This is a genomic window from Arthrobacter glacialis (genome assembly GCF_002909445.1).
In the GTDB taxonomy this organism is placed as follows: Bacteria; Actinomycetota; Actinomycetes; order Actinomycetales; family Micrococcaceae; genus Specibacter; species Specibacter glacialis.
The window spans coordinates 157,454-182,661 of record NZ_PPXC01000006.1 but is presented as its reverse complement, the minus strand read 5'-3'; the positions used below and the strand labels follow the sequence as shown (position 1 = coordinate 182,661).

The window sequence follows — 25,208 nt, the reverse complement described above, 5'->3', positions numbered from 1 at the left end:
CCTTCAATCAAAAAGTCGTTATGTACAAATGTACATAACGACTCCCGCAGCTGTGTCACCACCGCGTTACATGACGCTGACACCTATGCTTGCTAAGAACGAGCCTAGCCATGAGAAAGAGGGCCCACGTGATCAACCCCGTGCATTTGCAAACCCTGTTGGAGGTGGTCCGGCGCGGGTCTTTTGCGGCCGCGGCCACCCAACTGGGGTACACGGCGTCGGCCGTTTCGCAGCAAATGTCCACACTGGAGCGGGACAGCGGAGTCGCCTTGTTCAAGCGATCCGCACGCAGCGTGCTGCCCACTGACGCCGCCTTGGTCATGTCCCGGCATGCGGCGAAGGTGCTCACCGACATTGATGCCTTGCTGGCGGCCAGCTCCCGCACGGAGGAAGGCACCAGTCAGGAGCTGCGATTGGGCATCTTTCCCTCACTGGCCACGTACGTGCTCCCCCGGCTGTTGCGTAGTCCCGAATGGCCGGGGCTGGGCATCAACCTTCACGTGTCGGTCGGTGAGCCGCAACAGACCATTGGCGGCTTGCGCAGTGGCGGCGAATTGGATGTTGCGCTGGTGTATCAGGTGGGCCAGTCCGGCCTGGCGTGGCCGCACACCATCAATCGGCAATGGATTGGCGATGACAACTTCAGGGTGGTTCTACCCAAGGCCTGGGGTATTCGGGCTGGCTCGGTGATGGAGGCGTCGCACCTCTCCGACATGCCATGGATCATGCACCACCCCGGAACCAGTGACGCTGCCGTGATTGAAAGGCTCTTTGCCAGCTGCAATCTGCACCCGCGCGTGGCGGCCTACAGCGATGACTTCAACGCCAGCCTGCAACTGGCCAGCGTAGGCCTGGGCGCAGCCCTGGTCCCGGAGCTTGCCCTGCAAAACAAGCCGGACAACGTGGTGGTCCTGGACGTGCCGGAAATTCGGCTGGCCCGGAACATTTTTGCCCTGCTCATCAATGACAAGCGGACAGCCCGCATCGAAGTGTTCGTGGACAAGCTGGCGGGCATCATGACAGAGCTGAACCGCACCAGCCACCTGGGCGAACCCACAGCGCAAACACGAAAGTAGCTTGGGTTGGCGCGGCCACTTTGGCCATGCGCTCTGCAAATACTCAGCGTGGCGCCAGTGAAAGAGCTGCGCCTGGCTGACTACGTGGTGTTGCGCATAACCAAAGTCGCCGAGCCCAGAATTGGGTGTATGCGCCTCACTAGCTTCCAGCGACGCGCATAAGCCCCGTTAGCCCTTGCGGAACTTCTTGGCCGGTGCCACGAAGCGCTTGATGACCTGCTTCTTGATGGCCCCAAACGGCGGGTAGATCAAGCTCATCGTGTCAGGCGACAGGGGCTTGTCCAAAACTGCCTTGTGGTGCGAGAACGTGTCAATGGAATGCTGTCCATGGTAGCGGCCCATGCCACTCTCGCCCACTCCTCCGAACGGCAGCCCGGGTATGCCCAGATGCGCCGCAGGCACACCAAAGTTCAACGCCCCCGACGACGTTTGTACGGTGAATGCCTCCCGCACCCCTGCGTCTTCGCTGAAGACATAGAGCGCTAGTGGCTTTTCGCGGTGGTTGATGAACTCAATGGCGGCCTGCGCCGACTCCACGGTCACCAGCGCCAGAACCGGGCCAAAGATTTCATCGTCCATCAGTGCGGATTCGGCGTCCACATGAACTACCGTGGGCGCAATGTATCGTGTTGCAGCATCCGTTGACCCTCCAGTCACAAGCGCCGAACCGCTCTCCTCCTGCAGGTCCATGGCGAGCAGGCCCGCAACGCGGGAGAAGGCTGCGTCGTTGATCATGCGGCCAAAGGCCAGGCTGTGGGCAGGCTCAGCACCGTAGAGTTCCTCGATGGCCTCGGGCAATTCCTTGGCAAGCTTGGCCAGGGCGGAGTCCGTGCCCAAAACATAGTCGGGGGCCACACAGGTTTGGCCTGCGTTCATGAATTTGCCCCACACGATCCTGCGCGCCGCTGTAATCATCTCTACGGTGTCGTCAATGTAGACGGGTGACTTCCCGCCCAGCTCCAGCGTCACTGGCGTGAGGTGCTTGGCGGCTGCACTCATGACAATCCGCCCCACCCGGCCGTTGCCCGTGAAGAAGATGTGGTCGAAGCGTTGGTCAAGCAGGCTGGTGGTTTCGGGCACCCCGCCCTCCACGATGGTCACGGCGCCAGCAAGGTACTCCGGAACCCAGCGGGCAAGCACTGCCGAACTGGCCGGTGCCATCTCGCTGGGTTTCGCCACCACGGTGTTCCCGGCTGCGAGCGCACCGATGATCGGTGCCAGAAGAAGTTGAATGGGATAGTTCCAGGGTGCAATAACCAAGACAACGCCCAATGGTTCCAGCACGATGGTTGCCGCGGCTGGTTGAAACTTGAGCGGCACTGACGCCTTGCGGGGTTTCAACCAGTCTTGAAGGTGTTTGACTGTGTGGGCTATCTCTGCGGTGAGAAACCCTATCTCCGACAGCCACGCTTCGGTGGGATGTTTGCCAAGATCGGCTGCGAGCGCTGCCGTGAAGTCATCCTTGTGGTCGACCAGCATCTGGTTCATGGCCGTGAGGCGTGCCAGCCGCCAGTCGAGCGGTTTGGTCACGCCTGTGTTGAAGAGTTGGCGGGCCGCCTCAACGGTTGCTTCGATGGTGTTCGGTGTCCCGTTGGTTTGTACCAGGGTGTCTAGGTTCTGTGCGCTCATGGCCCCAATCTACTCCCCCGGCGCGGTTCGCTTGTCACCCGCGATCAGGCGTTCCCTCGCATCTTAGTCCGTCCGACGGCGAGTATCACCGGTTCTCTCACTCCGCCACACACGCGTAGAGGGTATGCCTTCCGGGGTAGCCGTGGGCCGCCCCCTCTCACGCACGTTGGCGGCGAGACTGCGTTTTGTGCCCAATATTCCAATTCAAGCAAATTCGAACACATATTCGAAGTTGGTGGAACGTGGCGGAATGCGGCCCACTCAAGCACGGCACTAGTGTCCAACCATACGTCGCGAGAAGGCTACTCACGCCGATGGTCGGAACGCAACATACTGCTGCTGCTCTACGACGCACATGCAGCATCTGCGACCATGGGTGCAGGGCGACCAAGCGAAGAGGAAGACAAGCGACAGTGATCAAGTACATGACCCTAGGGTCCGGGATCACGGCAGCCGTGGGTTTCTTTACCGCCCTTGCCTTTCAGGTAATTTCGGGGGTCCAGTACCGAATTGCCGAAGATCAGGGACTTCAGCCGGGCTATGCTCCCACCTGGATTGTGGAGGGCACCAACGTGGGACTGCTGACCTTCGCTCTGGGTGCACTGGCGATGCTGGGAGTGGGCATCACAGCACTGTTCCAGCGCCTCCGCACGAAACCCTAGCGCCGAGCACTTCACCTCCGCACACGCTGCCTTGTTGTCCACAGTCCCGCATTAAACGCAGCAGGCGTTCCTTGCCTCCCCATGAGGGAGACAAGGAACGCCTTCTGGCGTAAAGCGGCTGGCCCTCGGGAGGGCGTGGTGGGCCCACGCGCCCGAGGGGCCCCAGAGTCAGACGCGCCAGCGGCTGGCTCTCGGGAGGGCGTGGATGGGCCCACAGCTGCGAGGGACCCTGACCGAGGAACGAGGTTAGGGAGGGCGCGGGGACTAGACCAGCTGTGCGCGTACTTCCTTCGTGGCGTTGACCAGGTTGCGCAGGGACTCCTCAGTCTCGGCGTAGCCGCGGGTCTTCAGTCCACAGTCCGGGTTGACCCAGAGCTGGCGGGCCGGTACGTGCTTGACGGCGGTGCCCAACAGTTCGGTAACCTCGGCCTGGCCGGGGACACGGGGGCTGTGGATGTCATATACGCCCGGGCCGACGCCGCGGCCAAAGCCGTGGGCTTCGAGGTCGTTGACAACATCCATGCGGGAGCGGGCAGCCTCGATGGAGGTCACATCGGCGTCCAGGCCGTCGATGGCGTCGATGATGACACCAAATTCGGAGTAGCACAGGTGGGTGTGGATCTGGGTGCCGTCAACAGCACCTGCGGTGGAGAGGCGGAAGGAGTTTACGGACCAGTCCAGGTACGCTGCCTGGTCAGCCTTGCGCAGCGGCAGCAGCTCGCGCAGGGCGGGCTCGTCCACCTGGATGATCTTGATGCCGGCAGCTTCGAGATCAGCGATCTCGTCGCGCAGCGCCAGACCCACCTGGTTGGCGGTGTCGCCCAGGGGCTGGTCGTCACGCACAAAGCTCCACGCCAGGATGGTGACGGGGCCCGTGAGCATGCCCTTCATGGGCTTGGCGGTCAGTGACTGTGCGTATTCGGCCCACTCAACGGTGATGGCTTTCTCGCGGGTCACATCGCCCCAGAGGATGGACGGGCGGGTGCAGCGGCTGCCGTAGGACTGGACCCAGCCATGGACGGTGACGTCAAAGCCTTCCAGATTCTCGGCAAAGTACTGGACCATGTCGTTGCGCTCGGGCTCGCCGTGCACCAGCACGTCAAAGTCGAGTTCCTCCTGCAGGTCCACAACGCGCTTGATCTCTTCCTTCATCAGCGTGGTGTACTCGTCCCCGGTGATGGCGCCCTTGTTGGCGCGGGCACGCGCTGAGCGGATCTCGCTGGTCTGCGGGAAGGAGCCAATGGTGGTGGTGGGCAGCGGCGGCAGAGCCAATGATTCTTCCTGGGCGGCTTCGCGGACCGAGTATGCGGAGCGGTTGAAGTCGGCAGCGGTCAAGGCGGCCAGGCGGTCACGAACCTCCGGGCGCTTGACACCGGGGGCAGCTGCGCGGGAGGCGATGATTGCTGAAGCCTCTGCGATGGCGGCAGCGGACGACGCCGGGTCCACCAGGTGGGCGGCCAGCGTCACCACTTCGGTGACCTTCTGGTCGGCAAACGCCAACCAGCTGCGCAGTTCGGCGGAGAGCTGGGTTTCTTCGGTGACGTCGTGCGGGACGTGCTGGGTGGAGGTGGAGGTGGAGACTGTGATGTTCAGGCCGGCAGCCTTGAGAACATCGAGCCGGGCAGCGGACTTGGCCAGGTCGTTGCGCCAGATGTTGTGGCCATCAACCACACCGGCAACTATGGTCTTGCCGGCCAGCAGTGCCAATTCCTCGGCGGAGGGAACAGCACCCTTGAACGCGTCAATGTGCAGTGCCTCGATCGGGGCAGCAGCCAGGGTGGGCAGCAATTCGGCGAGGGCTCCGAACGGGGTGGAAACCAGGATGGAGGGGCGCCCGGCAGCAGCACCAAGAACCTCGTAGCTGCGGGCAACGGCAGCCTGAATCTCGGCGAGCGATACGTCCTGGTCGGCAACCAGTGCCGGCTCATCCAGCTGAACCCAGCTGGCTCCTGCAGCGCCCAGGCGGGTCAGCAGCTCAGCGTAGATGGGCAGAACATCTTCCAAGCGTGACAGGGGTGAGAAGCCAGCCGGTGCGTCGTCGCTGGCCTTGCTCAGGAGCAGGAAGGTCACCGGGCCCACCAGGTACTGACGGGTTTCAAAACCGTTGGCCAACGCGTATTCGAACTGCTCAACAATGCGGTTGGAGGTCAGGGAGAAGGTGGTCTCCGGACCAATTTCCGGCACCAGGTAGTGGTAGTTGGTGTCGAACCACTTGGTCATTTCCAGGGGCTGCTGCTCAACCGTGCCGCGGGCCAGGGTGAAGTAGGCGTTGATGTCGAGCTGGCCGTCGGCGTTGCGCAGATCGCCGAAACGGGCCGGTACGGCACCGATGTGGGTTGCGGCGTCGAGCACCTGGTCATAGTAGGAGAACGTGCCGGGGACGGCAGCTGCCTCAGTCAGGCCCAATTCAACCAGGCGGCGGGCCGTGCCCAGCTGGATTTCCTTGGCGGCGGCGTCCAGTTCAACGGCGTCGATCTTGCCGGCCCAGAATGCTTCGATGGCCTTCTTCAATTCACGACGGCGGCCAATGCGCGGGTAGCCCAACAGGGACGCGGCGGGGAAAACAGGTGTGTTTGACATGGAGATTTCCTTAGATATGTTGAAGCGAAGATTATTCAAAACGGTGAAGCCAGGGGCGGGTTCAGGCCCTGACCAGGCGTGCTGTGGTGCCAATGGTGCTGGAGGCGCCGCGGAGTCCCGGTTGCGGGCGGGCGGGGCGGAGCAGTTGCAGCTTGTCCAAAACTTCCAAGGCGGCTGCGTGTTCGTTGAACGTGTAGAGGTGGATGCCGGGGGCGCCGGCGTCCAGGGCTGCACGGGCCAGGTCGACGGTTGCACCAACACCAATGCGGCGGCTTTCGGCGGCGTCATCAGCCCTGCCCAGCGCGTCCAGGAGCTTGGTCGACGGCGCAACACCTGTCAGATCGCCCAGTCGCTGGACGCGGCGCAAACTGGTCAAGGGCATCACACCGGGAATGATGGGGATGCTGACACCGGCCCGGCGGGCCCGGCTGACAAGGTCCTTGTACTGGTCTGCGTGGAAGAACACCTGGGTGATGGCAAAGTCGGCGCCCGAGCGCTGCTTAGCCAAGAGCACCTCAACGTCATGCTCAATGGAGGGCGATTCGGGATGCTGTGCCGGGTAGGCTGCCACCCCAATGGCCACCTTGCCAGCACACAGCAGAGCTGAACGGCGCTGCTCCACACGGCGGATCAGTTCAATCAAGTCCTGCGCATAGGACAACGATCCGGCCCGTGGCTGCGACGGGGCATCCTGGGGCAGGTCACCGCGCAGTGCCAAAATTCCGCGTACCCCATGGTCCAGGAGTTCTGAGATGATCTCGGCCAGCTCGTCGGCCGTATTGCCCACACAGGTCAGGTGCGCCAGCGGGCGCAGCGAGGTTTCCGTTAGGAGGCGGTTGAGCAGTTCCACGGCCGTGTCCCGGTTGCTGCCATTGGCACCGTACGTGACGGAGACGTAGTCCGGGTTGGTGCATTCCAGCTCGCGAATGGTGTCCCACAGTGACGCCGAGGCGGATTCGTTGCGGGGCGGAAAGAGTTCATAGGAAAGGGCAATCGGCGCACTGTGTGTCGACGGCGCCGATGCCTGTATAAGGCTCGGAGGAGACATTTGCTTGGTCCTTGAGGATGGTCGAGCATCCCTGCCTTGGTGTCTAGAACACTGCTGGCCGGAATAGTCGCGTTTTCATTAAAGGGGGGCGGACGCAACCTTGCATACTGCAGCCACTGCAGTTGCCAAGGCGCTTCGATCCGCCAGCAAATGTCAGGCCCACATGGGGGCACCCACACCCTCGATTCAACCAAGGGTCGCTGACACACGTTGAGGAACTAACGTTTCTCCAATATTAGGCACTATTTTTTTGCGATACCAAGCTGGCATCGAATTACGACGCAACTTTACGGAATATTTCGTTAAATTTGTTCGGTCAGCACCCACAAACTGGCCCTTTGGTCGAATTAATGGCGCAGTCGGGTCGTTTCGGACGTCCAGCTCCCACTACCAGGGCTTGGCGAACTGCTCCGGTTCATTGTTGGAAAGCTCGTCGCTGAGCTTGTCGCTCTTGCTGCGTTCCTTCTGGGCTTGCTGGCCATTCTTTTGTAGCTGCTCCAGCTTTCCCGCTGGCGCCGGCTCCTGAGCCGGGGCCTCACCGCCGCTTTTCGGCGGTTCCTGCCCATCACCCTGGACGGCCGCTTGCTTCTCTGCCAACCGTTTTTGGGCGTCCTTGAGGGCGTCTCCTTCGCCGTCCTTGTTGTTCTCGCTATTGGGCGTGAAACAGTCGCGCGGTGCCTGGGCAACCACGTCACTGCCCTGCGCAAACAAGGCCTGGGCCGACGCCGGGTCCCCGGCTTTTTCCTTCGCCTCACCCAACTTTTCCAGGGTCAGCACAAGATTGACGCGCACCTTGCAGGACTCATTGACCGGCGCCAGGTCAAGCGCGGCGGCAAACTGTTCCTGGGCCGCAACAAAGTCTCCACGCAAAACATGGCCGTCACCTTGGGCAAAGTGCGCCTTGTAGCGTTCCACCATGTTGAGCACACCCATGGCCTGGCCGGCTTTGAGCGTGCCCTCGCCCTGTCCTGCGGCGTAGGCATTTTCTGCCTGGCCGGCGGAGATGGGCAGCGACAGCAGCTTGACGGCCACCACCAGAGCCGCCAACGCTACCGGGGCGGATGCCAGCAACAGTTTGCGCCGCCTGCGCAGCCGGGGGCTCAGGGTTTCCGGCAAGGTCTCCAGCAGAGTCTCCGGCAGGGACGCTGCCCGGTCATTGTCGATGCTCATGGCTTTTCCTTTCGGGGACGCTGCAGCTGGCGGTAGGCCACACTCAGGAGCACCGCCTCCCACACCACAATCCCGAAGGCCGCCAGTGCAAAAAGCCAATAGACTTCCCAACGGCCAGCACCGGCCTGCTCTCCGGGCTCCGCTGACTGCGCCGCAGTCTTGGGTGCCGAATCACTCAGTGCCGCCCCAATGTTTTCCGGGGCACCCCGGTGGACGTAGGGCAGCTTTAGTTGCTGGGCGATGGTGTTGAGGGCTTTTTCATCAATCCGTGACGTGGCCGGCGCGTAATCGGCGGATTTGTCCAGTATGTAGGACCCGGGTGTGTCCGCACTGAAGGTGTAGTCGCGCATTTTTCCGCCGTCTGTGGTGCCATAACCCAGCACAGCTCCGCCGTCGATCAAGTCTGTACCCTTGGCAAACGGTTCGGGGGCCTTACTGGCTGTTTGTTCGCCGTCGCCCAAATAAAACACCAGCCGCGGCCGGGTGGGGTGCGCTTTTTGGGACGCTGCCAGGCGGTCAGCCAGCAAGGGCGCGGCCACACTGATGCTGCTGCCTTGGGACGCGTAGGAGGATTTCGGCGTGAGCACCTGGGTCAGCGTTTGCAAGGCGGTCGCGTCAGTGGTCAGCGGCAGTACCACCTTGGCGTTGCTGTCAAAGGTGATGAGTGAAAATCGGGCTCCTGCCAGTTCGGTTGCCAGCGCGTTGATGTCGGCCTTGATGCCCTCCAGTCGCGGATCCTTGCCGTTGTAATCCTCGGCGGAGGAGCTGGGGGTCGTGTCCACCACGAAGAACACATTGAGATCGGTGGTGGCCACAGGGGCTGAGGCGCCGACCAGGCCCGGCCGGGCGCCGGCCACGAGCACCAACACCACCAGCAGGGCGTAGCGCCACCGCGCGGCGCTGCGGCCCTTGAACAGCAGGTAAGCCGCGGCTGCCAGAAGCAGCACCGCGAGGGGCCAAAAGACCCAGGGCGTGACAATGGGCAAGAAGGTCATCGGCGCAACCTCCAGCTGGCAGCACCGAAGACCAGCAAGGCCAGCAGGGCAGCACCCAGGGCAAACTCTGGGTGGTCCACGATTGTCAGGCGTGGGGCGCCCTTGAGCAGTGCAGCCTCGGTGGCTTGCACCTTGTTCACAATGGAGGCAACGGCTGCCTCGGATTCCAACGGGTAGTAGGCGCCGTCTGTGGCTCTTGCCGTGTCCTGCAATCCTTGTGCGGCGGAGACAAAGGACGGAATTGAGCCGTAGTCATTGGGGTTCAATGCGTAAACGCGGGTGTTGGCGGTTTTAGCCAGGGTGGCTGATTGGGCCAGGGTGAAGAGGGGCTTGCCGGAGAGCATGTTGTCGGTGGCAAAAATAATGGACCGGGACCTTTTTGTGTCAGTTGTTGCAGGGAAGCCGTTGACGCAGCTGGCCAGGCCGTCCCCGATCAGGGATGAACCTGCCGCTTCATAAGTGCCGGCAAGGTACTCGAAGGTGGTGGCGTCGGCGCTCAACGCTTTCTTGGCCACAGTGAGTTCCTCGGCCACAAAGTCATAGTCGTCCGTGAGCGGGAAGACCGTGACGGCGCTGGAATCAAAAATGGTCATCCCTATGCGTTCGCCCTTGAAATTGCCCACAAGGTCAGCGAAGACGCTCACAATGGCCTCGTCCGTGTCCAGCATGGAGCCTGAAACGTCCAGGCACAGCATGATGTCCCTGTTGCGTTGTTCGGGAATGCTGGTGCTTTCGCTCACCGGGCGGGCGGCAGCCACAATCAAGGACACCGCCAGGACTGCGAGCGCCGCGAGTGCCGTCACGAGCCACGTCCGGTGACGTGCCAAGGCATTCTTATACAAGGGCAGGGCTGTCAGCCGGTCTGCATGTGCCACAGGGATGAGTTCCTGTGCTGCGCGGGGGCGGCGCCACAGCACCACCACAACAGTTGCCAGCAGGGCCAGGCCCAGGGGCACCAGCCACCAATATTTTAACGCCACGATCCCACCACATTTCGCGCGGACGCGGCAGATCCGGCCACGGTGAGGTGCTCGCTGTGCGCGGCAAACTCCCCCGGGTAGTACAACTCCACCGCATCAGCCACGAGGGGAAGCTGATGCTCACGCAGCTGAGCCAGGGTCATGCGCTGGGTCTTCAGCCCGGTCATTTCGTGGACAAAGGTCCGCACGGCCATGCTCAGCTCAAGGTGGGCCGCACGCGCACTGAGCGTCCCGGCGTCGTGATTTTCCTCAATGGAGCTGATCAGGGCCCAGTATTTTGCCCTGACGGAATTCGGGTTTCTGGGCGCCACAAAATCAGGCACGCCCGCCTGGGCGCCGGCACGGGTGGAGTTCCACACCCAGGCGAACCAGCCCAGGCAGAGGATGAGGATCGCAGCACCGGCCAGCGGCCACCACGGCGAATAGCCCACGGGTGCATAGAACGTTGCGTCAGTGGGCACGGCGGTGCCTTTCCAGCAGGGCGAAGACCTTCGTTAAAACCAAGGTGGTGGAGCCAATGCTGGTGGCGGCGATGCCGTTGGACTTCAAGAGCTCCGCAAGCGCCCGGGAGCGCGCTGCCGTGGCATCCAGGTAGCTCGCAGCCAGCTCTGGATCCTGGGCCAGGAGCAACAGCAGCGTTTCCATCCCCGCCACGTCCATGGCGGCACTGTGCGCCGCTGCCGGCCCCGCGAGCTCAGCATCGGCCACTTGCACCCACAGGATCTCGTGCTGGGCGCGGAGGCGCCGGAGCACCGTGGCCAGCCGGTCATCGGCGTTCACATCATCAGCGATGACCACCAGGAGCATGCGCTGCTTGTAGTGGGCGGCCACGTACTCCAGCCTGGCGCACAGGTCACTGGGACCGTTGCCCAGGGTTGCCGCGTCCATGCGTTGCAGCACCTGCTCAAGATGACTCTCGGTCCCCTTGGCCGGCAGCGCCAGCGAGGATGCGCCGTCGCCGTGGACCAGGGCCACGGAATCGCCGTGGCGAATAGCCAAAGAACCAAGGACCCCCATGGCCATGACCGCAATGTCTTTCTTGATCTCGCCGCCCAGGGCCGCGGCGGCCATGTTCCGTCCGGTGTCGGCAACAAAGAGCAGCTGCTGCCTGCGGGTGGCAACATAGCGCTTGATCAGGGGCGTGCCAACCCGGGCGGTGGCCTTCCAGTCAATGTCCCGCACCTCATCCCCGGGGACATAGTCGCGGAGGTCGTCAAAGTCCAGGCTGCGGCCACGAAAAATGGCGGCGTATTCGCCGTCGAGCATTCCGCGGGCGCGGCGGTGGGCAAAGATGTACATCTTTGATTTCACCGCCGTCAAGAGAGTTCCCACGTGTCCCTACGGAGTCTGCACTGAGTCAACAATGGCGGCGATGATTTTTTCCACCCGGATGTTTTCCGCCACGGCCTCAAAGCCCAGGATGATCCTGTGCCGCAACACCCGCTCAGCCAGTGCCTTCACGTCCTCGGGGATGACGTGGTCGCGGCCCTGCAGCAGGGCCAGGGCGCGCGCCGTCTGGGTGAAGGCAATGCTGGCACGGGGGCTGGCACCAAACTCAATCAGCCCGGCCAGCTTCGGGTCGATGTATGCGCCGGCATGGCGGGTCACATAGACAAGTCCCACAATGTAGTTCACCAGTGCCGGGTCCAGGTAGACCTTCCTGGCAGTGGCCTGCAGGGCGCGCACCTCATCAAGGGTTGCCACGGGGTGGGGCGTTGAGCCAGCCAGGAACACTCCGGCGTCGATGCGCCGGATCACTTCCGCCTCTTCCACGGGGCTGGGATAGTCCAGCACGTCCTTGAGCATGAACCTGTCCATCTGCGCTTCGGGCAGCTGGTAGGTGCCTTCCTGCTCAATGGGGTTCTGCGTGGCCATGACCATGAAGGGCTGGGGCAGGGGGTGCACCTGGCCGCCAATGGTGGTTTGGCGTTCCTGCATGGCCTCCAGCATGGCTGACTGTGTTTTTGCGCTGGAGCGGTTGATCTCATCCAGGAGCACAATATTGGCGTGGACAGGTCCCAGCTGGGTGACAAAGCTGCCCTTGGCGGCGTCGTAAATCTGGGTGCCCACAATGTCGCTGGGCAAAAGGTCCGGCGTGCACTGGATGCGGTGAAAGAGGGCACTGATGGAATCTGCCAGGGTTTGAGCGGCTGTGGTCTTCGCCAAACCGGGAACTGACTCCAACAGCACGTGCCCACCTGTCATCAACGAGATCAGCAGGGTTTCGCGCAGCCTTGCTTGGCCCACCACTTTACTTTCAAAGCTGCGGGAGATGCTGCCCACTATGCGTTGGGCACGCTCCAGTTCTGCGGGCTCGATGCGGGAACTGACGGTTGTGGGTAACACTGTGTCTGGGCCTTTCGATGGCACGGCTCGCGGCAAAATCCTAGTGGCCAGCTCACCCTATGGCGGGCTTTGCCGCAATGGGGAGAACTTCCCATTTTCCCTGTCCCTGACGCGGGCTGGGGACTACAGTATGGTTCATGAACCAGTTGCCAGCCGCTTATGAAGAGTACTTGCAAGGCCGTGACGAGGACTTCGTTGCCACGGTCCTGCCAGTGTTGCAGCAATCTGTTGCCGAGAAAAATCACGGCGTCCGGATCATCATCAATCCGCATGTGGTCCAGGCCAGGACGGACAGCACAGTCCCCTTTGGAGAGATCCGCGAGGGCGTTGACTGAACGTCGGGCGTTTGGCGTTTGCGCCGGGTGGACCTTGAGCCGGTTAGAGCTTTGAGTCCAGGAGCAGATGAGCAGCCTTGGGGCTGAAGGTCTTCTCCATGACCAGGCAAGCGGCACCGAAGGCTTCTTCACCCGAGTTCACAATGGTTCCCACCACATCCACCGAGTGGACACTGGTGGTGACGCTCAGCCGCGCCAGCAGCGCCGGCATTTGGGCCAGGTAGGTGGGTGCCAGCTGCGGCCAGAACGGGCCACCAAAGACCACCCGTGCCACATCGAGCAGGTTGGTCAGGACCGAGACTGCCCCGGCCATGAGCTGGGCTGAATTGGCCAGGATTTGCCGTGCCGCAGGGTTGCCGTCGGCAGCAGCTTGGGCTAGGGCTGCGACGTCGTCGGGCAGGGAAGCTGGCTTCTTTGGATCAGCCGGGGCCAAGGCTCCAGCCTCGCGGGCCTGCGCCACCAACGTTTCGGGCATGCAGGTGACTTTGACGCAGCCGCGGCGGCCACAGTCACACTCCGGACCTGCAGGATCGGTGATGATGTGCCCAATTTCACCCACGTTGCCCGACGCCCCGCGGACCACCTCGTCATTGAGCACCAAGCCGGCACCAATGCCCGTGCCGATGTAAACAAACACAAAGTCGGTGGAGCTGGCGGCTGAACCGGCCCATAGCTCGGCCACGGCGGCGGCCGTCACGTCCTTGTCCACAACGACGGGCAGCCCCGTGGTCTGGCGCAAAATTTCCTGCAGCGGAACCCGCGTCCACCCGGGCATGTGGGGAGGGTCCACCACCGTGCCGCTGGCGGCATCAACCGGTCCCGGGGTGGCCACGCCAACACCGGCTATCCGCTGCTCGTCAACGCCTGATTCCGCTATGATGCTGCGGATCTTGGCACCCATGGCGGCTACGGCGTCGCCCGGGCTGCTGATGAGGTCCGTGGCTTCATCCACCGAGACAAGGACCGTGCCAACGGCGTCCACCAGCGCGTAGCTGGTCAAGGCGGGGTCAATGTGGAGCCCAACGGCGTACATGCCGCGCGGGTTCAAGCGCAAAATGGTTCTGGGTTTTCCGGGGCCGGACGTTTCTTTGCCGGCTTCAACAATCAATTCGGCGTCCAGGAGGCGGCGGCAAATGTTGGAAACGGTTTGCGCTGCCAGGCCCGCCGAGGCTGCCAGCTCAACACGGCTGAGGCCTTCGTCGGAGCGGCGGATGGAGTCCAGGATGACTGCTTGGTTGAAATCGCCCATCTTGGGGAGATTTGTGCCGCGGCGCCGCTGCGGCAAAGCAATATCGGGAACAGCCAACATTTTCTCCTTGAGGCGATTAATTTCGGATACGGGCCAAGTAGGCCCCCAATACCCAGCTGTCAGATTACCCCGCGCCGGGCGGCTGGGTGTGACCGCCACGACGGAGAAGCCGATCTTGAGCTTAAGAGTTCCTTAGGGGTTACTCAAGACTTGCTCAAGACTTGCGTGAAACACTCACCGTGAACTTGCTGTTGCGCCCCACTACCTCGGTGGGGCCCACCAGCTTGTCCAAGGCTGACCGGTAGTCCAAATGACGGTTGTACACGCACCAGAGCTCACCCCCTGGAGCAAGGACTCGTGCTGCTGCGATAAAGAGCTTGTGCGCTATTCCGGCGTGGACCGTGGCGCCGATGTGAAACGGCGGGTTCAGGAGGATCAGTTCCGCTGACTCATCTGCAAAGGTGCCCAGCGCGTCGTCGCGGACAACCTCGATGCGGTCCGCCAGTCCGTTGGCCGCTGCCGTGGCGGTTGTTGATGCCACCGCTGCAGCCGACTGATCAGTGGCTGTGACATGGATGTCTGGCCGGGCCTTGGCCAGCGCCGCGGCGATGGTGCCATTGCCCGCGCCCAGGTCAATGGCGAAACTAGTCTGAGGCTGCATTTGCGGCAGGAATTCCAACAGGAAACGGGTGCCCACGTCAACTTTGCTGCCACCAAAGGTGGCGCCGTGAGCGCACAACCAGAGGTCAAGGTCCGCGTGGAACTCCCGCCGTGGAAAGCTCGGCGCCGTCCCGTCGTTGACAGGGCCGTTGATCAGGAGCGGGCGGGACTTGCGCCAGGCCCGGCCCGCCGTCACAGCCGAAAAATGTTGCGCCAGGACAGCGTTCATGGCCAGGGTCATGTGCTTGATGCGGCCGCCGGCAATTATCTGCACCTGAGGGTTGGCATGGGCGGCGATGAGTTCGGCCACTTCGGCCACTTCGTCCAGGCTGCGCGGCAGCTGCCACAGGACCACTTTGACCCGGTCAAAGAGCTCAGCGCTCAGCGGCATGGACGTGTAAGACTCGCGCAATCCGGCCCGGAGCGCATTTGCGGCCAATGCGTTTTCACCGGAGAGACCGTCTTGCTGCACCCGCAGCCCGTGCAGGCCGTGGACGGTGGCAGTGGCCAGGGTCAAGGCACCGTACCGCTCCCCCACAATGGCCACTTCGCCATGACCAGCCAAGGCCAGCGCCTGTTCGGCTTCGCGCAGAATCAGTTCATCCGTGGCGTCGTGGGCGAAGAGATTCTCCGCCTCAATGTCTGGAAACCGGCGCAGCTGCGCAAAATCAAAGTCACTGACCGGGTTTCCGCTAATTTCCTCCACCGAGCCACTCTACAGTGCCGCAAATTGCACCCCACTGGCCACCTGCAACTATGTGCCCAGTTTCACACGCTGTGGTCAATGAAAGCTGTGGCTAATGAAACTCCAACGCGTCACCGTACAGCCACTGCTTTCCGTCCCGCACAAAGCTGCTGGTTTCGGTCAGCGAGTCCTTGATTTTCCGGTTTGCCGCCGACCGGTAGTGGGCCCTAAAAGTCACCACACCCTCCTGGTCAAAATAGCCGCCTTGCCGGGTGTCCAGGATCTCCAGCAGATACCACTGCTGATCGGGATCCAGCTCAAGGGACTCCGGGCGCGTTGACGGGTGCCACGTGTGCAGCAAGTACCCTGCGTCACCGAGCGCAAACGCGCTAAAGCGTGAGCGCATCAACGCCTCAGCCGTTGGCGGAAAGCTGCGCTGACCGCCAACAGTGGCCGCAAGGTACTTGGCGCAACAGCTTTCGAAGTGCTCACCGCTCTGGCAGGGGCATCTCATGGCAGCGGATGGGTCTGTGCGTGGAACCACTCAATGTGTTCCTTGAGAGCGTCAGCTGCCCCGCCGCCGTCGTGAGCCAAAACCGCTGCGACGATCGCTTCGTGCTGCTGGCGCAAGGAAGGAACAATGGCGTCCCAGCGTTCCTCGCTGTCAATGGCAGCGCTGACGTAGCTTTGGATGGCTGAGCGCAGGGATTCCATCATGGCCGTGACCACGGCGTTGCCCGCCAGGGAACTCAGCAGCACGTGGAAGGCCGCGTCCAAGACGTGGAATTCTTCCCGACCAAGATCCGTGGCATTCATGGCGAGCAGCAACTGCTGCAGCTGGGCCACCTTGGCCGTGTCGTGGACGTGTTGGGCCGCCTCCACCGCGGCCCAGGTTTCCATCATGATGCGTGTCTGGACAATGTCAGCCACCGGGAAATGGTTTGTGGCCATGTGCAGGCGAAGCGTGGATGCCAGGCCGGCGCTGGGGTTGGCAATCACCACGGCGCCTGACTGCGGGCCGGAACCAACCGAGGTCCGCACCACGCCCATGACGTCCAGAACCCTGATGGCGTCCCGCACGGACGCGCGGGAAATCCCATGTGCCAGCGCCATGGCCCGTTCACCGGGCAGGTGGTCGCCCACTTTGAGCTTGCCGTCGCGCAGCTCGGCTTCAATGCGGCTCAGCACCGCCTCGTAGCTGCGGGCGGCGGGGATGAGGGGGGAATCTGGCATGGACACCCCACCATTGTCCCATTGCCGGGCCAACACCCGTGACCTGTGCGAGGCAAAACTGTCTGCTCGGGGCGTCGTTGCGGACGGCCCGGGCACAAAAAAACCGCCCACCCGTTGCACGGATGAGCGGATCTTTCATTGTTTTGGTGGAGCTGAGGGGACTCGAACCCCTGACCCCCTGCATGCCATGCAGGTGCGCTACCAGCTGCGCCACAGCCCCAAACCGTTTTCCCAGCTTGACCAATCGGTCTTGGCCGGAACAACTTGACTATACTAGAACACGATTTGCCCCGCTGACAAATCGGGGGTTTCTCCGGGGCTAATCCTCCACCGGCTCGGCCAAATCTTCGGGTAATTCGTAGGGCTCCGGGAGCGTGCCAACGTTGTGTTCAAGCAGGCGCCAGTTGCCAATCCCGTTGCCGGCGGCAGCTGACTGGGACGCCTCCAACACGGACCAATGACAATTGGAGAGCCCCGACAGCGTGCGCCACAAATGCTCGGGCAGGCCCAACATTTGTGCGACGGCCACCCGGGTGGCACCGCCGTGGGTAGTCACCACCAAGGTGCCGCCGTCGGGCAGTGCCTCAACGTTTTCCAGGACAGCCGCCACCATGCGGTGGGCAACCTCAACCCGGGTCTCCCCGCCGCCGGCACGGACACCGGGCTCATCGCGCTGCCATTTCTGGATTTGCTCCGGAAACTGCTCGATGATCTCGTCAAAGGTTTTACCTTCCCAGTCCCCGCCGAACGTTTCACGCAGGCGGGGATCCACCAGCACATCACCGCCGGTCAGGGTGGCCAACTGCTGGGCAGTGGAAAAGGCCCGGGACAAGTCAGAAGACAAGATCTGCATCGTCGGCTCGTTGCCGTGAAACTCAGGGCCGTGACGCACAAGCTTGCCAGCCAGCAATGACGCGGCACGGCTCGCCTGGGAAGCTCCCACCTCGTCCAGGGGAATGTCGCTTTGACCCTGGAAACGCCGTGCAGCATTCCAGGAGGTGCGCCCGTGTCGCCAAAAAATCACCCGCCGGCGTAAACCGGCGGGTTGCAACACTGAGCGCTCTGGTTCGGTGGAAGCCATCAAGAGACACTCTCCATTCCTGAGCCCTAAAAGGGATTAGTCTTCGTGAGCGGATTCTTCGGTTTCAACGTCGGCGTCAACAGCCTTGGCCGAGGGGTCCGATGCCGCCAGCTGCAGGTCGACGACGGGGCAGTCGCCGTAGAGGCGTTCGAGTGCGTAGAACACCCGGTCCTCTTCGTGCTGGATGTGGAAGACGATGTCGGCGTAGTCCAACAGCACCCAACGACCGCTGGAGCGGCCCTCGCGGCGAACCGGTCGCAGGTCGAACTTGTGGAGCTCGTCTTCAATGCCGTCGGCAATGGAGTTGACCTGGCGTTCGGTGGCTGCCGAGGCGATGAAGAAGATATCCGTGATGGCCAGGCGTTCGCTGACGTCAATGGCTGTTACATTCTGGGCCAGCTTGTCCGATGCCGCGCGGGCTGCTGCCCGTGCAAGTTCGACTGACTGTTCTGTTGCTGTCACTGCTGTTTCCTTTGATTGGTGAAAATTTAGCGTGTAAGTGTGGTGATGAACATGATGGCGCCAACCACAAATGCTGCACCACCAACAATGATGCTGCCCCACTGGATCAGCATGTTCCGTTGTGTGCGTCCCAGCCCGGCAGTCATGGCATCCAGCGGCTCAAGGCCGTGGGCGTAGTCTGCCGGCATGGGCGGCATCTGTGAGCGTGTTACTTCTACCTGCTCGACGCCGGAAGCAATGGTTGGGTGCCCCCCGGTGGCCATTTCTTCGGCTCGCTTGAGCGTGCTGCTGCGACCTCCGGTCAACGGCCTGTTGCCAGGTCCTGGCCTGTGCACTGCACGAGCAGCCAGGGCCGCATCAAAGCGCTCGGCGCTGACATTTGGCACGGTGGCCGAGCCCTTGCCGTGTGCCTGGGCGCTTGGCTCGACAGCCTCGGGAGCATTGACAACGGCATTGCTGGCAGTTGCAGGACTTGCTGAGGCGGCGCTGCCACCAGCGGCAGAGTTCTGCCGTTGCTGCCCGGCCCGGTTTTTCCCAGCCGGAGTCTGGCGCGGAGTTGCCCGCGTCACGATGGGCACGTGCGTGGTGGTGGGCGGGCGCAGCACGGGCCGGCTCACCCCTGGGACCTCAATGAACTCCAAGGGAGTCACCATGGCCAGGTTGTTGGTTGCCGTGGGATCGGCAGCAGTCCGCCGGCTCTTGGCGCTTTCCTGCGCCAAGCGTTCACGTGCCTGGGCGCGAAGGGCCAGAACTGCCGTGCGCTCGTCCTCGGCCTTTTGCGCAGCCAGTACGGCCAACTCTTCCGTGCTGGGCGTTGTGGCGGGCGGCGGTCCCGCCGAGATGGGGTAGTAGCTGCCGCCGGGGACCAGCCCAGGCAGGGGAGAATACCCGTTGGCAACCGCTGCGGCCTCAGGCAATTGTGCGATTGGTTCCGCACTGCTTGCCCCTGGTGCCGGTTCAATGACTGCTCCGGCATGCTCCGGCGACTCAGCCTGCACCTCACCTGGCTGCGCCGGGGCAACAACCTCCCCGGCTGCTGCCGGCTGCGGCTCGAGCGCAGAGTTCATGGCTGCTGCCCGGCGTCCCCCACGGTTGCGGGCTCCAGCGGCGCTGGGCTGCTGGGGAGCAGCGGACGGTTCGCGAACCGGTTTTGCTGCGGGCTGTGGGTTCTTGACAGCAGCTTTCTTGGGCACGGCGTTCTTGGGCACGGCGTTCTTGGGAGCCGTTGTGGGTGCCTGGGCCGTCACGGGCGGCGCTTCACTGGGTGCGGCTGCGCTGGGCGCGGCCGGGGTGGTCGGCGCTTCGCTGGGTGCAGCCGGGGCGGTCGGCGCTTCACTAGGAGCGGCCGGCGCAGGCTTGGCCAGTTTCTTGGGGACCTGAACCACAGGATTGACAGCGGTAACGGGCGCCCGTTCGGCGTCGAGCTGGGCCTGTCGCAGGGTGCGCCGTGAGGGCAGCGGGCTTAGTCCCGGCGGATCGATGAGTTCCTTGTAGGCGCGCAGGGCGGCCCTGTCACGGGCTCGTGTCTGCGATTGGCGTTCACGCGGCGCAGGGCTGTCGCTGCCGGCGTCAGCAGGTGGAACCGGTGCGCTACTTGGCGGCGTGCTGGGGGCAGGGCGAACGGGCACCGACGGTTGTTCCGTGGCGCCTGCGGCGTTTACCGATTGTTCCCGCAGTTCCCTGCGGCTACGAATCGGCTCCTTTTCCTTACTCATCAATTACTCATTCAGTTCTCGAAGTCACCGGCACAATGCCAGCACTGGCATCAGTGCCCGGTTGAACGTAAAGCCCGTACTTGGCAATGTATTGCACCACGCCGTCGGGCACCAAGTACCAGACGGGATTGTGCTCAGCCACTCGCTTGCGGCAATCAGTGGAGGAAATGGCCATTGCGGGCACTTCCAACAAACTTACGTCCTTGCGCCCCCTGTTATCGAGCACATGGCCGGGGCGTGTCACACCCACAAAATGGGCCAGGTCCCACAATTCGTCATTGTCTTTCCACGACATGATCTGGGCCATGGCGTCAGCACCTGTGATGAAGAACAAGTCCGCATCCGGGCGCATTCGCCGCAAATCACGCAAGGTGTCGATGGTGAACGTGGGGCCCGGGCGGTCAATGTCCACCCGGCTCACAGTGAACTGCGGGTTTGCCGCCGTTGCAATGACAGTCATCAAGTAACGGTGTTCGGCCGCGCTGACTTCACCTTTTACCTTTTGCCAGGGCTCGCCCGTGGGGACAAAAATGACTTCATCAAGTTCAAAAACACTCGCAACCTCACTGGCTGCAACAAGGTGACCATGGTGGATCGGATCGAACGTTCCACCCATGACTCCAATACGGAGACGATCTCGGGTGCCGTCAAGTGCAGGCACCCGGCGCGTTTCCTTAGTGATTGGAGGACGCCGAACCGTCGCCGTGCGGGTGCTTGTTGGTGTGCTGGCGGTGGGGATCGTCAGTGGTCTCAACAGCTGCGTGGCGGTTGCCCATGTTCATGAAGGACACGCAAACGAACATGAGCAGCAACAATGCCGCAAGCATGATGCCACCAATCACAAACGGCGGCGCGATCAACGGCGCCAGTTCCTCATGATGTTCCTCTGCAGCGGCTAGTACGACGCCGGCAAACTGGGTCAGCATTATTTCTCCCCTTGGGTACGTGCCCGGGGTGAGCTATTCACCGATTCCGGACCTTTGTTGGCTTGAATTCCCTCTAATGGTACGTGGTATCTGCCCACACTGGCACACCGACCCGTCCACAGTGTTGTGAACGGAACCACATTTGCGTGCAAAAACACTCACATCGCGAGTGGGTGTCAGCCCCGGACTTGACCCTCGCCCTGGACAATCCATTTGGTGGTTGTCAGCTCGGTGAGGCCCATGGGCCCTCGGGCGTGCAGCTTCTGCGTGGAAATGCCCACTTCTGCGCCAAGACCCAGTTCGCCGCCGTCGGTGAAGCGGGTGCTCGCATTGACAATGACGGCTGCCGAATCAACTTCGGCCACGAAAATCTCCGCATTGGAAAGATCGTTGGTCAGAATCGCTTCCGTGTGGCCCGTGCTCCAGGTGCGGATGTGCTTGATGGCCTCGGGCAGGGAGTCAACCATCTTCACAGCCAAATCAAGGTCCATGTATTCGGTGGCCCAGTCCTCGTCGGTGGCAAGCGTTGCCGTGATACCGGCGGGCAGCACTGCTTGAACCCGCTCGTCAACGTGCAAGCGTACGCCGGCTTTGTTGAGTGCTGTGAGCACGGCGGCAAGCACCTTGGCATCCTTGTGCACCAGCAGTGTTTCCACGGTGTTGCAAACACTGGGGCGTTGAGTTTTGGCGTTCAACAAAATGTTCACGCTCATCTCTTCCTTGGCGCTGGCGTCAATGAAGATGTGGACGTTGCCTTCACCGGTCTCAATGACAGGCACTGATGAGTTGTTGACCACAGTTTGGATGAGGTCGCGGCCGCCGCGGGGAATCAGCACGTCAACGGCGCCGCGGGCCTTCATGATCAGGTTGGCACCTTCGCGGCCAAACTGGTCAACGGACTGCACTGCGTCAGCGGGCAGCCCCACGGTTTCCAGAGCGTCACGCAGAATGCCCAGCAGGGCCTGGTTGGTGTGTGCGGCGGCAGTTCCGCCGCGCAGGATCACCGCATTGCCGCTCTTGAGGGCCAGCCCGGCAATATCGACGGTAACGTTGGGACGTGCCTCATAAATGGCGGCAACCACACCCATGGGAACGTTGATTTGGCGCATGCGCAGTCCGTTGGGAAGGGTCTGACCTCGCACCACGTTGCCTACGGGGTCGGGCAGGGTGGCAAGCTTTTCCAGGGCGTCGGCCAGGCCTTGCACCCGTGGCTTGGTGAGCGTGAGCCTGTCGAGCATGGGAACGGAGGTGCCGTTCTCCTTGCCAGCTGCAAGGTCCTTGGCGTTGGCAGCCAAAATCCTGTCCTGGTGTTCCAACAAGGCTTTGGCAATGGCACGAAGCCCCTTGTCCTTCCAGGCACGGTTTGCTCCGGCCATGCGACGCGCGGCCCTGCGGGCGCGGTCAGTGATGGCCCGAACTTCGGCGGCAATATCTTGTTCAACAATCTGCTCGGTCATGCCCCAAGTCTATGGCACAGGTGCAGATCGCGCTGTGAGCTAACCGTTCAGGAGCACCAGGTCATCAACGTGGATCACTTCGCGTTCAAACTCCCTGCCCAAGTCTTTGGCCAGCTCCTTGGTGGAACGACCCAGCATTTGGGGCAGGTCCGAGTGCCGGTAGTTGACCAGTCCGCGGGCGAATACCCTGCCCGCGGAGTCACTGAGCTCCACGGCATCACCGGCATCAAAGTCACCGCTGATGGCCGTGATACCGGCCGGGAGCAGGGACTTGTGCCGTTCGCTCACTGCCCGGACGGCGCCGTCGTCCAAGACCAAACGGCCGCGAATGTCAGCCAGATGCGCCAGCCAGAGCATGCGCACGGGGCGCTTGTTGCCGTTGATGCCAAACCAGGTGCCCACATCCTCCCCCGCCAGAGCGGCAGCCGCCTGCCCGGTGGAAGTGACAAGTGCGGGAATTCCCGTCTCGGCAGCGATCAAGGCAGCCTGCACCTTGGTGGCCATGCCACCGGTGCCGATGCCTGCCTTGCCGGCGCTGCCGATGACAATGCCTTCAAGGTCTTCGGGCGAGGCAACTTCGCTGATGCGCTTTGCCCCTTGGGCCGGTGGGCCGTCGTAGAGCGAATCCACATCGGAGAGGAGCACCAGAGCGTCGGCCTTGACAAGGTGGGCCACCAGGGCGGCCAGCCTGTCGTTGTCACCAAAACGAATCTCGTGGGTGGCCACCGTGTCATTTTCGTTGACAATGGGAACCACGCCCAAAAGCAGCAACCGTTCCAGGGCACGGTGCGCATTGACGTACTGGTGGCGCCGGGTCAGGTCCTCTGCCGTGAGCAGGACCTGCGAGGCCGTGACACCGTGAGAGGTAAAGGCACGGTTGTAATGCGCCATGAGCAGGCCTTGGCCCACGCTGGCCGCAGCTTGTTGGGTGGCAAGATCCTTGGGGCGGCGGCTCAGGCCCAGCGGCAGCAATCCCGCTGAGATGGCACCGGAGGAGACCAGGATGATCTCCGTTCCGGCCAGCCGGCGCTGCGCCAGCACAGCCACCAGCTTGACGAGGGCATCTTCTGAGATGCCGCCCGCCACTGACGTCAGCGACGACGAACCAACTTTGACAACTATGCGCGCCGCGGTGGCAATGCCCCGCCGCGAACTCAGCGAGGTCACCTGATCCTGCCCCATATTTCCCATTAGTTCTGCGCTGCACCTGTGTCGTCGGCAGCAACTTCGGCTGCAACAACGCGGGCCTCTTCAGCCTTGCGGGTGCTTGTCTCGGTCCAGATGCCTGCCTTACGCTCGGACTCCAGCTCGGCACGGGCAGCAGCCTTCGCGTCGCGGCGGTCCTGCTGTTCCTCACGCTTCTGCGCACGGGTGGGGCGGTCACCAAGATCCAGCAGGCGCAGGTCGGTGCCGCGGGGGGCTGCCAAGTGCTCGGCGCCACCCATCATGGTGGGCTCCCAGTCGAAGATCATGCCATGCTCGCCACCAATGACGACAGTGTCGCCGGGTGTGGCACCGATCCTGAAGAGTTCCTTCTCGACGCCGGCCTTCGCCAGCCGGTCTGCCAGGTAGCCGATGGCTTCCTCATTCTGGAAATCGGTCTGCTCAACCCACCGCTCGGGCTTTTCACCGCGAACGCGGAACAACGGAGAAAGGTTGCGCTCTTCGCGGCGAATGGTGAAGGATGATTCGTTGACAGCACGGGGGCGCAGAACCACCGGGGTGGCCTTGACGGGAGCATCGGCGAGGGCCTTGCGTGCTTCCGTGACAATTTCTGCCATCGCGAAGCCAAGCTGCTTCAGGCCCTCATGGCTTGCCGCGGAGACTTCGAAGACACGGTAGCCGCGGGCTTCCAAGTCAGATCGGACAAATCCGGCCATGTCCCGGCCGTCCGGTGAATCCACCTTGTTCAGTGCAATCAGGCGGGGACGGGCGTTCAGGGGAACCACGTCACCGTCGGTTCCTGCGAAGCTCATGTCGACGTCGTACTGGTCGAGTTCGCGCTCAATGACGGCCAGGTCGGTGACCGGGTCACGGTCGGCCTCGAGTGCTGCGCAGTCAAGGACGTGCACAATCGCGGCGCAACGCTCCACGTGGCGCAGGAAGTTGTGGCCCAGGCCCTTGCCTTCGCTTGCGCCCTCGATGAGGCCGGGCACGTCGGCCATGGTGAAGCGGACGTCGCCGGCCTGGACAACGCCCAGGTTGGGGATCAGGGTGGTGAAGGGGTAGTCGGCAATCTTGGGCCGGGCCGCAGACATGGCAGCGATGAGGCTGGACTTGCCGGCGGACGGGAAGCCCACCAACGCGATGTCGGCAATGGACTTCAGCTCAAGGACAATGTCGGCCTCTGAGCCTGCAATACCCAACAGAGCGAAGCCCGGGGCCTTGCGCTTCAGTGAGGAAAGGGCATTGTTGCCGAGCCCGCCCAGGCCACCGGCGGCAGCGACGTACTCCGTGCCGATGCCAACGAGGTCGGCGAGGACATTGCCGTTCCGGTCCTTGATGACAGTGCCATCGGGAACTTCAAGGATCAGCGAATTCCCGTCCTTGCCGTCGCGCCAGTCTCCCATGCCGGGCTGGCCGTTGCCACCGCGACGGTGGGGTGCATGGTGGAAGTCAAGCAAGGTGGTGGTCTGGTCGCTGACACGGAAGGTGACACTACCGCCATCGCCGCCCTTGCCGCCGTCGGGCCCGCCCAACGGTTTGAATTTTTCGCTGTGAACTGAGACGCAGCCGTGGCCGCCAGTCCCGCCGGATACGTGCAAAACAACCCGGTCAACAAAGCTGGCCACTGAAATCTCCTTGAATAGAACTTAGTTTGTGCGCACCAATTCTAGTCCACTGCTGAACTAGGGCCTGATACCGGCCGAAAAATGTATCTGTGTTAAAAGCCAGTGGAGCGAGCCATGCGGCCCGCTC

The 25,208-nt window shown here is 62.6% G+C and carries 24 protein-coding genes and 1 tRNA gene; 3 read left to right on the top strand and 22 right to left on the bottom strand.

From position 1 onward, the window contains the following. Positions 1 to 128: 128 nt before the first annotated feature. Positions 129 to 1,076, top strand: a complete 948-nt coding sequence (locus tag CVS27_RS09770; RefSeq protein WP_103465542.1) for a LysR family transcriptional regulator — start codon at positions 129 to 131, stop codon at positions 1,074 to 1,076. A gap of 168 nt (positions 1,077 to 1,244) precedes the next feature. Here CVS27_RS09770 and CVS27_RS09765 read toward each other — a convergent pair whose 3' ends face one another. Further along, positions 1,245 to 2,705: an aldehyde dehydrogenase family protein gene (locus CVS27_RS09765; RefSeq protein ID WP_103465541.1), complete on the bottom strand. Its 1,461-nt coding sequence runs from the start codon at positions 2,703 to 2,705 to the stop codon at positions 1,245 to 1,247. 413 nt (positions 2,706 to 3,118) lie between these two features. On the opposite strand from CVS27_RS09765, the gene CVS27_RS09760 reads away from it, so the two are divergent. After that, a complete protein-coding gene (locus CVS27_RS09760) occupies positions 3,119 to 3,367 on the top strand; it encodes a hypothetical protein (RefSeq protein ID WP_103465540.1) in 249 nt (82 codons plus the stop codon). A 264-nt stretch (positions 3,368 to 3,631) separates the two neighbouring features. Here the strand turns inward: CVS27_RS09760 and metE are convergent, their stop codons facing one another. The 8 genes from metE to CVS27_RS09720 form a co-directional block, all read right to left on the bottom strand. After that, positions 3,632 to 5,947, bottom strand: a complete 2,316-nt coding sequence (gene metE, locus CVS27_RS09755) for a 5-methyltetrahydropteroyltriglutamate--homocysteine S-methyltransferase (RefSeq protein WP_103465539.1) — start codon at positions 5,945 to 5,947, stop codon at positions 3,632 to 3,634. 61 nt (positions 5,948 to 6,008) lie between these two features. Continuing rightward, a complete protein-coding gene (locus CVS27_RS09750; protein ID WP_103465538.1) occupies positions 6,009 to 6,995 on the bottom strand; it encodes a methylenetetrahydrofolate reductase in 987 nt (328 codons plus the stop codon). 387 nt (positions 6,996 to 7,382) lie between these two features. Next, positions 7,383 to 8,165, bottom strand: coding sequence for a hypothetical protein (locus CVS27_RS09745; RefSeq protein ID WP_103465537.1), 783 nt, complete (start codon positions 8,163 to 8,165; stop codon positions 7,383 to 7,385). Continuing rightward, positions 8,162 to 9,160 (bottom strand): vWA domain-containing protein, encoded by a 999-nt coding sequence (locus CVS27_RS09740; protein WP_103465536.1) that lies wholly within the window; start codon positions 9,158 to 9,160, stop codon positions 8,162 to 8,164. Before CVS27_RS09740 ends, CVS27_RS09745 begins: the two co-directional genes overlap by 4 nt. Further along, complete coding sequence (locus CVS27_RS09735) at positions 9,157 to 10,140, bottom strand: VWA domain-containing protein (protein ID WP_103465535.1); 984 nt, start codon at positions 10,138 to 10,140, stop codon at positions 9,157 to 9,159. The genes CVS27_RS09740 and CVS27_RS09735 overlap by 4 nt, the downstream gene beginning before the upstream one ends. Then, a complete protein-coding gene (locus tag CVS27_RS09730) occupies positions 10,131 to 10,601 on the bottom strand; it encodes a hypothetical protein (protein WP_103465534.1) in 471 nt (156 codons plus the stop codon). Before CVS27_RS09730 ends, CVS27_RS09735 begins: the two co-directional genes overlap by 10 nt. Beyond that, a complete protein-coding gene (locus CVS27_RS09725) occupies positions 10,591 to 11,472 on the bottom strand; it encodes a DUF58 domain-containing protein (RefSeq protein ID WP_103465533.1) in 882 nt (293 codons plus the stop codon). Before CVS27_RS09725 ends, CVS27_RS09730 begins: the two co-directional genes overlap by 11 nt. A 6-nt stretch (positions 11,473 to 11,478) precedes the next feature. Next, complete coding sequence (locus CVS27_RS09720; protein ID WP_103465532.1) at positions 11,479 to 12,486, bottom strand: AAA family ATPase; 1,008 nt, start codon at positions 12,484 to 12,486, stop codon at positions 11,479 to 11,481. 137 nt (positions 12,487 to 12,623) lie between these two features. On the opposite strand from CVS27_RS09720, the gene CVS27_RS09715 reads away from it, so the two are divergent. Next, positions 12,624 to 12,821 (top strand): hypothetical protein, encoded by a 198-nt coding sequence (locus CVS27_RS09715; RefSeq protein ID WP_103465531.1) that lies wholly within the window; start codon positions 12,624 to 12,626, stop codon positions 12,819 to 12,821. A 43-nt stretch (positions 12,822 to 12,864) separates the two neighbouring features. Here the strand turns inward: CVS27_RS09715 and CVS27_RS09710 are convergent, their stop codons facing one another. The 13 genes from CVS27_RS09710 to obgE form a co-directional block, all read right to left on the bottom strand. Further along, positions 12,865 to 14,130: an ROK family transcriptional regulator gene (locus CVS27_RS09710; protein WP_243400116.1), complete on the bottom strand. Its 1,266-nt coding sequence runs from the start codon at positions 14,128 to 14,130 to the stop codon at positions 12,865 to 12,867. Positions 14,131 to 14,284: 154 nt separating this feature from the next. Then, a complete protein-coding gene (locus CVS27_RS09705; RefSeq protein WP_243400115.1) occupies positions 14,285 to 15,436 on the bottom strand; it encodes a class I SAM-dependent methyltransferase in 1,152 nt (383 codons plus the stop codon). A 91-nt stretch (positions 15,437 to 15,527) separates the two neighbouring features. Continuing rightward, positions 15,528 to 15,929 (bottom strand): YchJ family protein, encoded by a 402-nt coding sequence (locus tag CVS27_RS09700; RefSeq protein ID WP_103465530.1) that lies wholly within the window; start codon positions 15,927 to 15,929, stop codon positions 15,528 to 15,530. Continuing rightward, positions 15,926 to 16,648 (bottom strand): FadR/GntR family transcriptional regulator, encoded by a 723-nt coding sequence (locus CVS27_RS09695; RefSeq protein WP_103465626.1) that lies wholly within the window; start codon positions 16,646 to 16,648, stop codon positions 15,926 to 15,928. The genes CVS27_RS09700 and CVS27_RS09695 overlap by 4 nt, the downstream gene beginning before the upstream one ends. A 144-nt stretch (positions 16,649 to 16,792) precedes the next feature. Continuing rightward, positions 16,793 to 16,868: transfer RNA gene (locus CVS27_RS09690), tRNA-Ala, on the bottom strand. A 99-nt stretch (positions 16,869 to 16,967) separates the two neighbouring features. Then, on the bottom strand, positions 16,968 to 17,729 hold the full coding sequence (locus tag CVS27_RS09685) for a histidine phosphatase family protein (protein ID WP_103465529.1): 762 nt from the start codon (positions 17,727 to 17,729) through the stop codon (positions 16,968 to 16,970). Between the two features lie 36 nt (positions 17,730 to 17,765). Further along, entirely contained in the window at positions 17,766 to 18,191 is a 426-nt protein-coding gene (rsfS, locus tag CVS27_RS09680; protein WP_103465528.1) for a ribosome silencing factor, read from the bottom strand. A gap of 26 nt (positions 18,192 to 18,217) precedes the next feature. Further along, positions 18,218 to 19,906: a hypothetical protein gene (locus tag CVS27_RS09675; RefSeq protein WP_103465527.1), complete on the bottom strand. Its 1,689-nt coding sequence runs from the start codon at positions 19,904 to 19,906 to the stop codon at positions 18,218 to 18,220. Between the two features lie 7 nt (positions 19,907 to 19,913). Continuing rightward, on the bottom strand, positions 19,914 to 20,567 hold the full coding sequence (gene nadD / locus CVS27_RS09670) for a nicotinate-nucleotide adenylyltransferase (RefSeq protein WP_279325108.1): 654 nt from the start codon (positions 20,565 to 20,567) through the stop codon (positions 19,914 to 19,916). 13 nt (positions 20,568 to 20,580) lie between these two features. Then, complete coding sequence (locus CVS27_RS09665; RefSeq protein ID WP_103465525.1) at positions 20,581 to 20,832, bottom strand: hypothetical protein; 252 nt, start codon at positions 20,830 to 20,832, stop codon at positions 20,581 to 20,583. Positions 20,833 to 21,008: 176 nt separating this feature from the next. After that, positions 21,009 to 22,289, bottom strand: a complete 1,281-nt coding sequence (locus CVS27_RS09660) for a glutamate-5-semialdehyde dehydrogenase (protein ID WP_103465524.1) — start codon at positions 22,287 to 22,289, stop codon at positions 21,009 to 21,011. Positions 22,290 to 22,328: 39 nt separating this feature from the next. Then, on the bottom strand, positions 22,329 to 23,480 hold the full coding sequence (gene proB / locus CVS27_RS09655; RefSeq protein ID WP_103465523.1) for a glutamate 5-kinase: 1,152 nt from the start codon (positions 23,478 to 23,480) through the stop codon (positions 22,329 to 22,331). After that, entirely contained in the window at positions 23,480 to 25,081 is a 1,602-nt protein-coding gene (gene obgE / locus CVS27_RS09650) for a GTPase ObgE (RefSeq protein ID WP_103465522.1), read from the bottom strand. Before obgE ends, proB begins: the two co-directional genes overlap by 1 nt. Between the last annotated feature and the right edge of the window lie 127 nt (positions 25,082 to 25,208).

Coding starts and splice junctions, on each gene's coding strand:
- CVS27_RS09685 (WP_103465529.1), bottom strand. CDS start 17,729: ATGGCTTCCACCGAACCAGAGCGCTCAGTGTTGCAACCCGCCGGTTTA.
- CVS27_RS09675 (WP_103465527.1), bottom strand. CDS start 19,906: ATGAGTAAGGAAAAGGAGCCGATTCGTAGCCGCAGGGAACTGCGGGAA.
- CVS27_RS09660 (WP_103465524.1), bottom strand. CDS start 22,289: ATGACCGAGCAGATTGTTGAACAAGATATTGCCGCCGAAGTTCGGGCC.
- CVS27_RS09715 (WP_103465531.1), top strand. CDS start 12,624: ATGAACCAGTTGCCAGCCGCTTATGAAGAGTACTTGCAAGGCCGTGAC.
- CVS27_RS09750 (WP_103465538.1), bottom strand. CDS start 6,995: ATGTCTCCTCCGAGCCTTATACAGGCATCGGCGCCGTCGACACACAGT.
- CVS27_RS09765 (WP_103465541.1), bottom strand. CDS start 2,705: ATGAGCGCACAGAACCTAGACACCCTGGTACAAACCAACGGGACACCG.
- CVS27_RS09700 (WP_103465530.1), bottom strand. CDS start 15,929: ATGAGATGCCCCTGCCAGAGCGGTGAGCACTTCGAAAGCTGTTGCGCC.
- CVS27_RS09740 (WP_103465536.1), bottom strand. CDS start 9,160: ATGACCTTCTTGCCCATTGTCACGCCCTGGGTCTTTTGGCCCCTCGCG.
- CVS27_RS09695 (WP_103465626.1), bottom strand. CDS start 16,648: ATGCCAGATTCCCCCCTCATCCCCGCCGCCCGCAGCTACGAGGCGGTG.
- CVS27_RS09665 (WP_103465525.1), bottom strand. CDS start 20,832: ATGCTGACCCAGTTTGCCGGCGTCGTACTAGCCGCTGCAGAGGAACAT.
- CVS27_RS09745 (WP_103465537.1), bottom strand. CDS start 8,165: ATGAGCATCGACAATGACCGGGCAGCGTCCCTGCCGGAGACTCTGCTG.
- metE (WP_103465539.1), bottom strand. CDS start 5,947: ATGTCAAACACACCTGTTTTCCCCGCCGCGTCCCTGTTGGGCTACCCG.
- CVS27_RS09710 (WP_243400116.1), bottom strand. CDS start 14,130: ATGTTGGCTGTTCCCGATATTGCTTTGCCGCAGCGGCGCCGCGGCACA.
- proB (WP_103465523.1), bottom strand. CDS start 23,480: ATGGGAAATATGGGGCAGGATCAGGTGACCTCGCTGAGTTCGCGGCGG.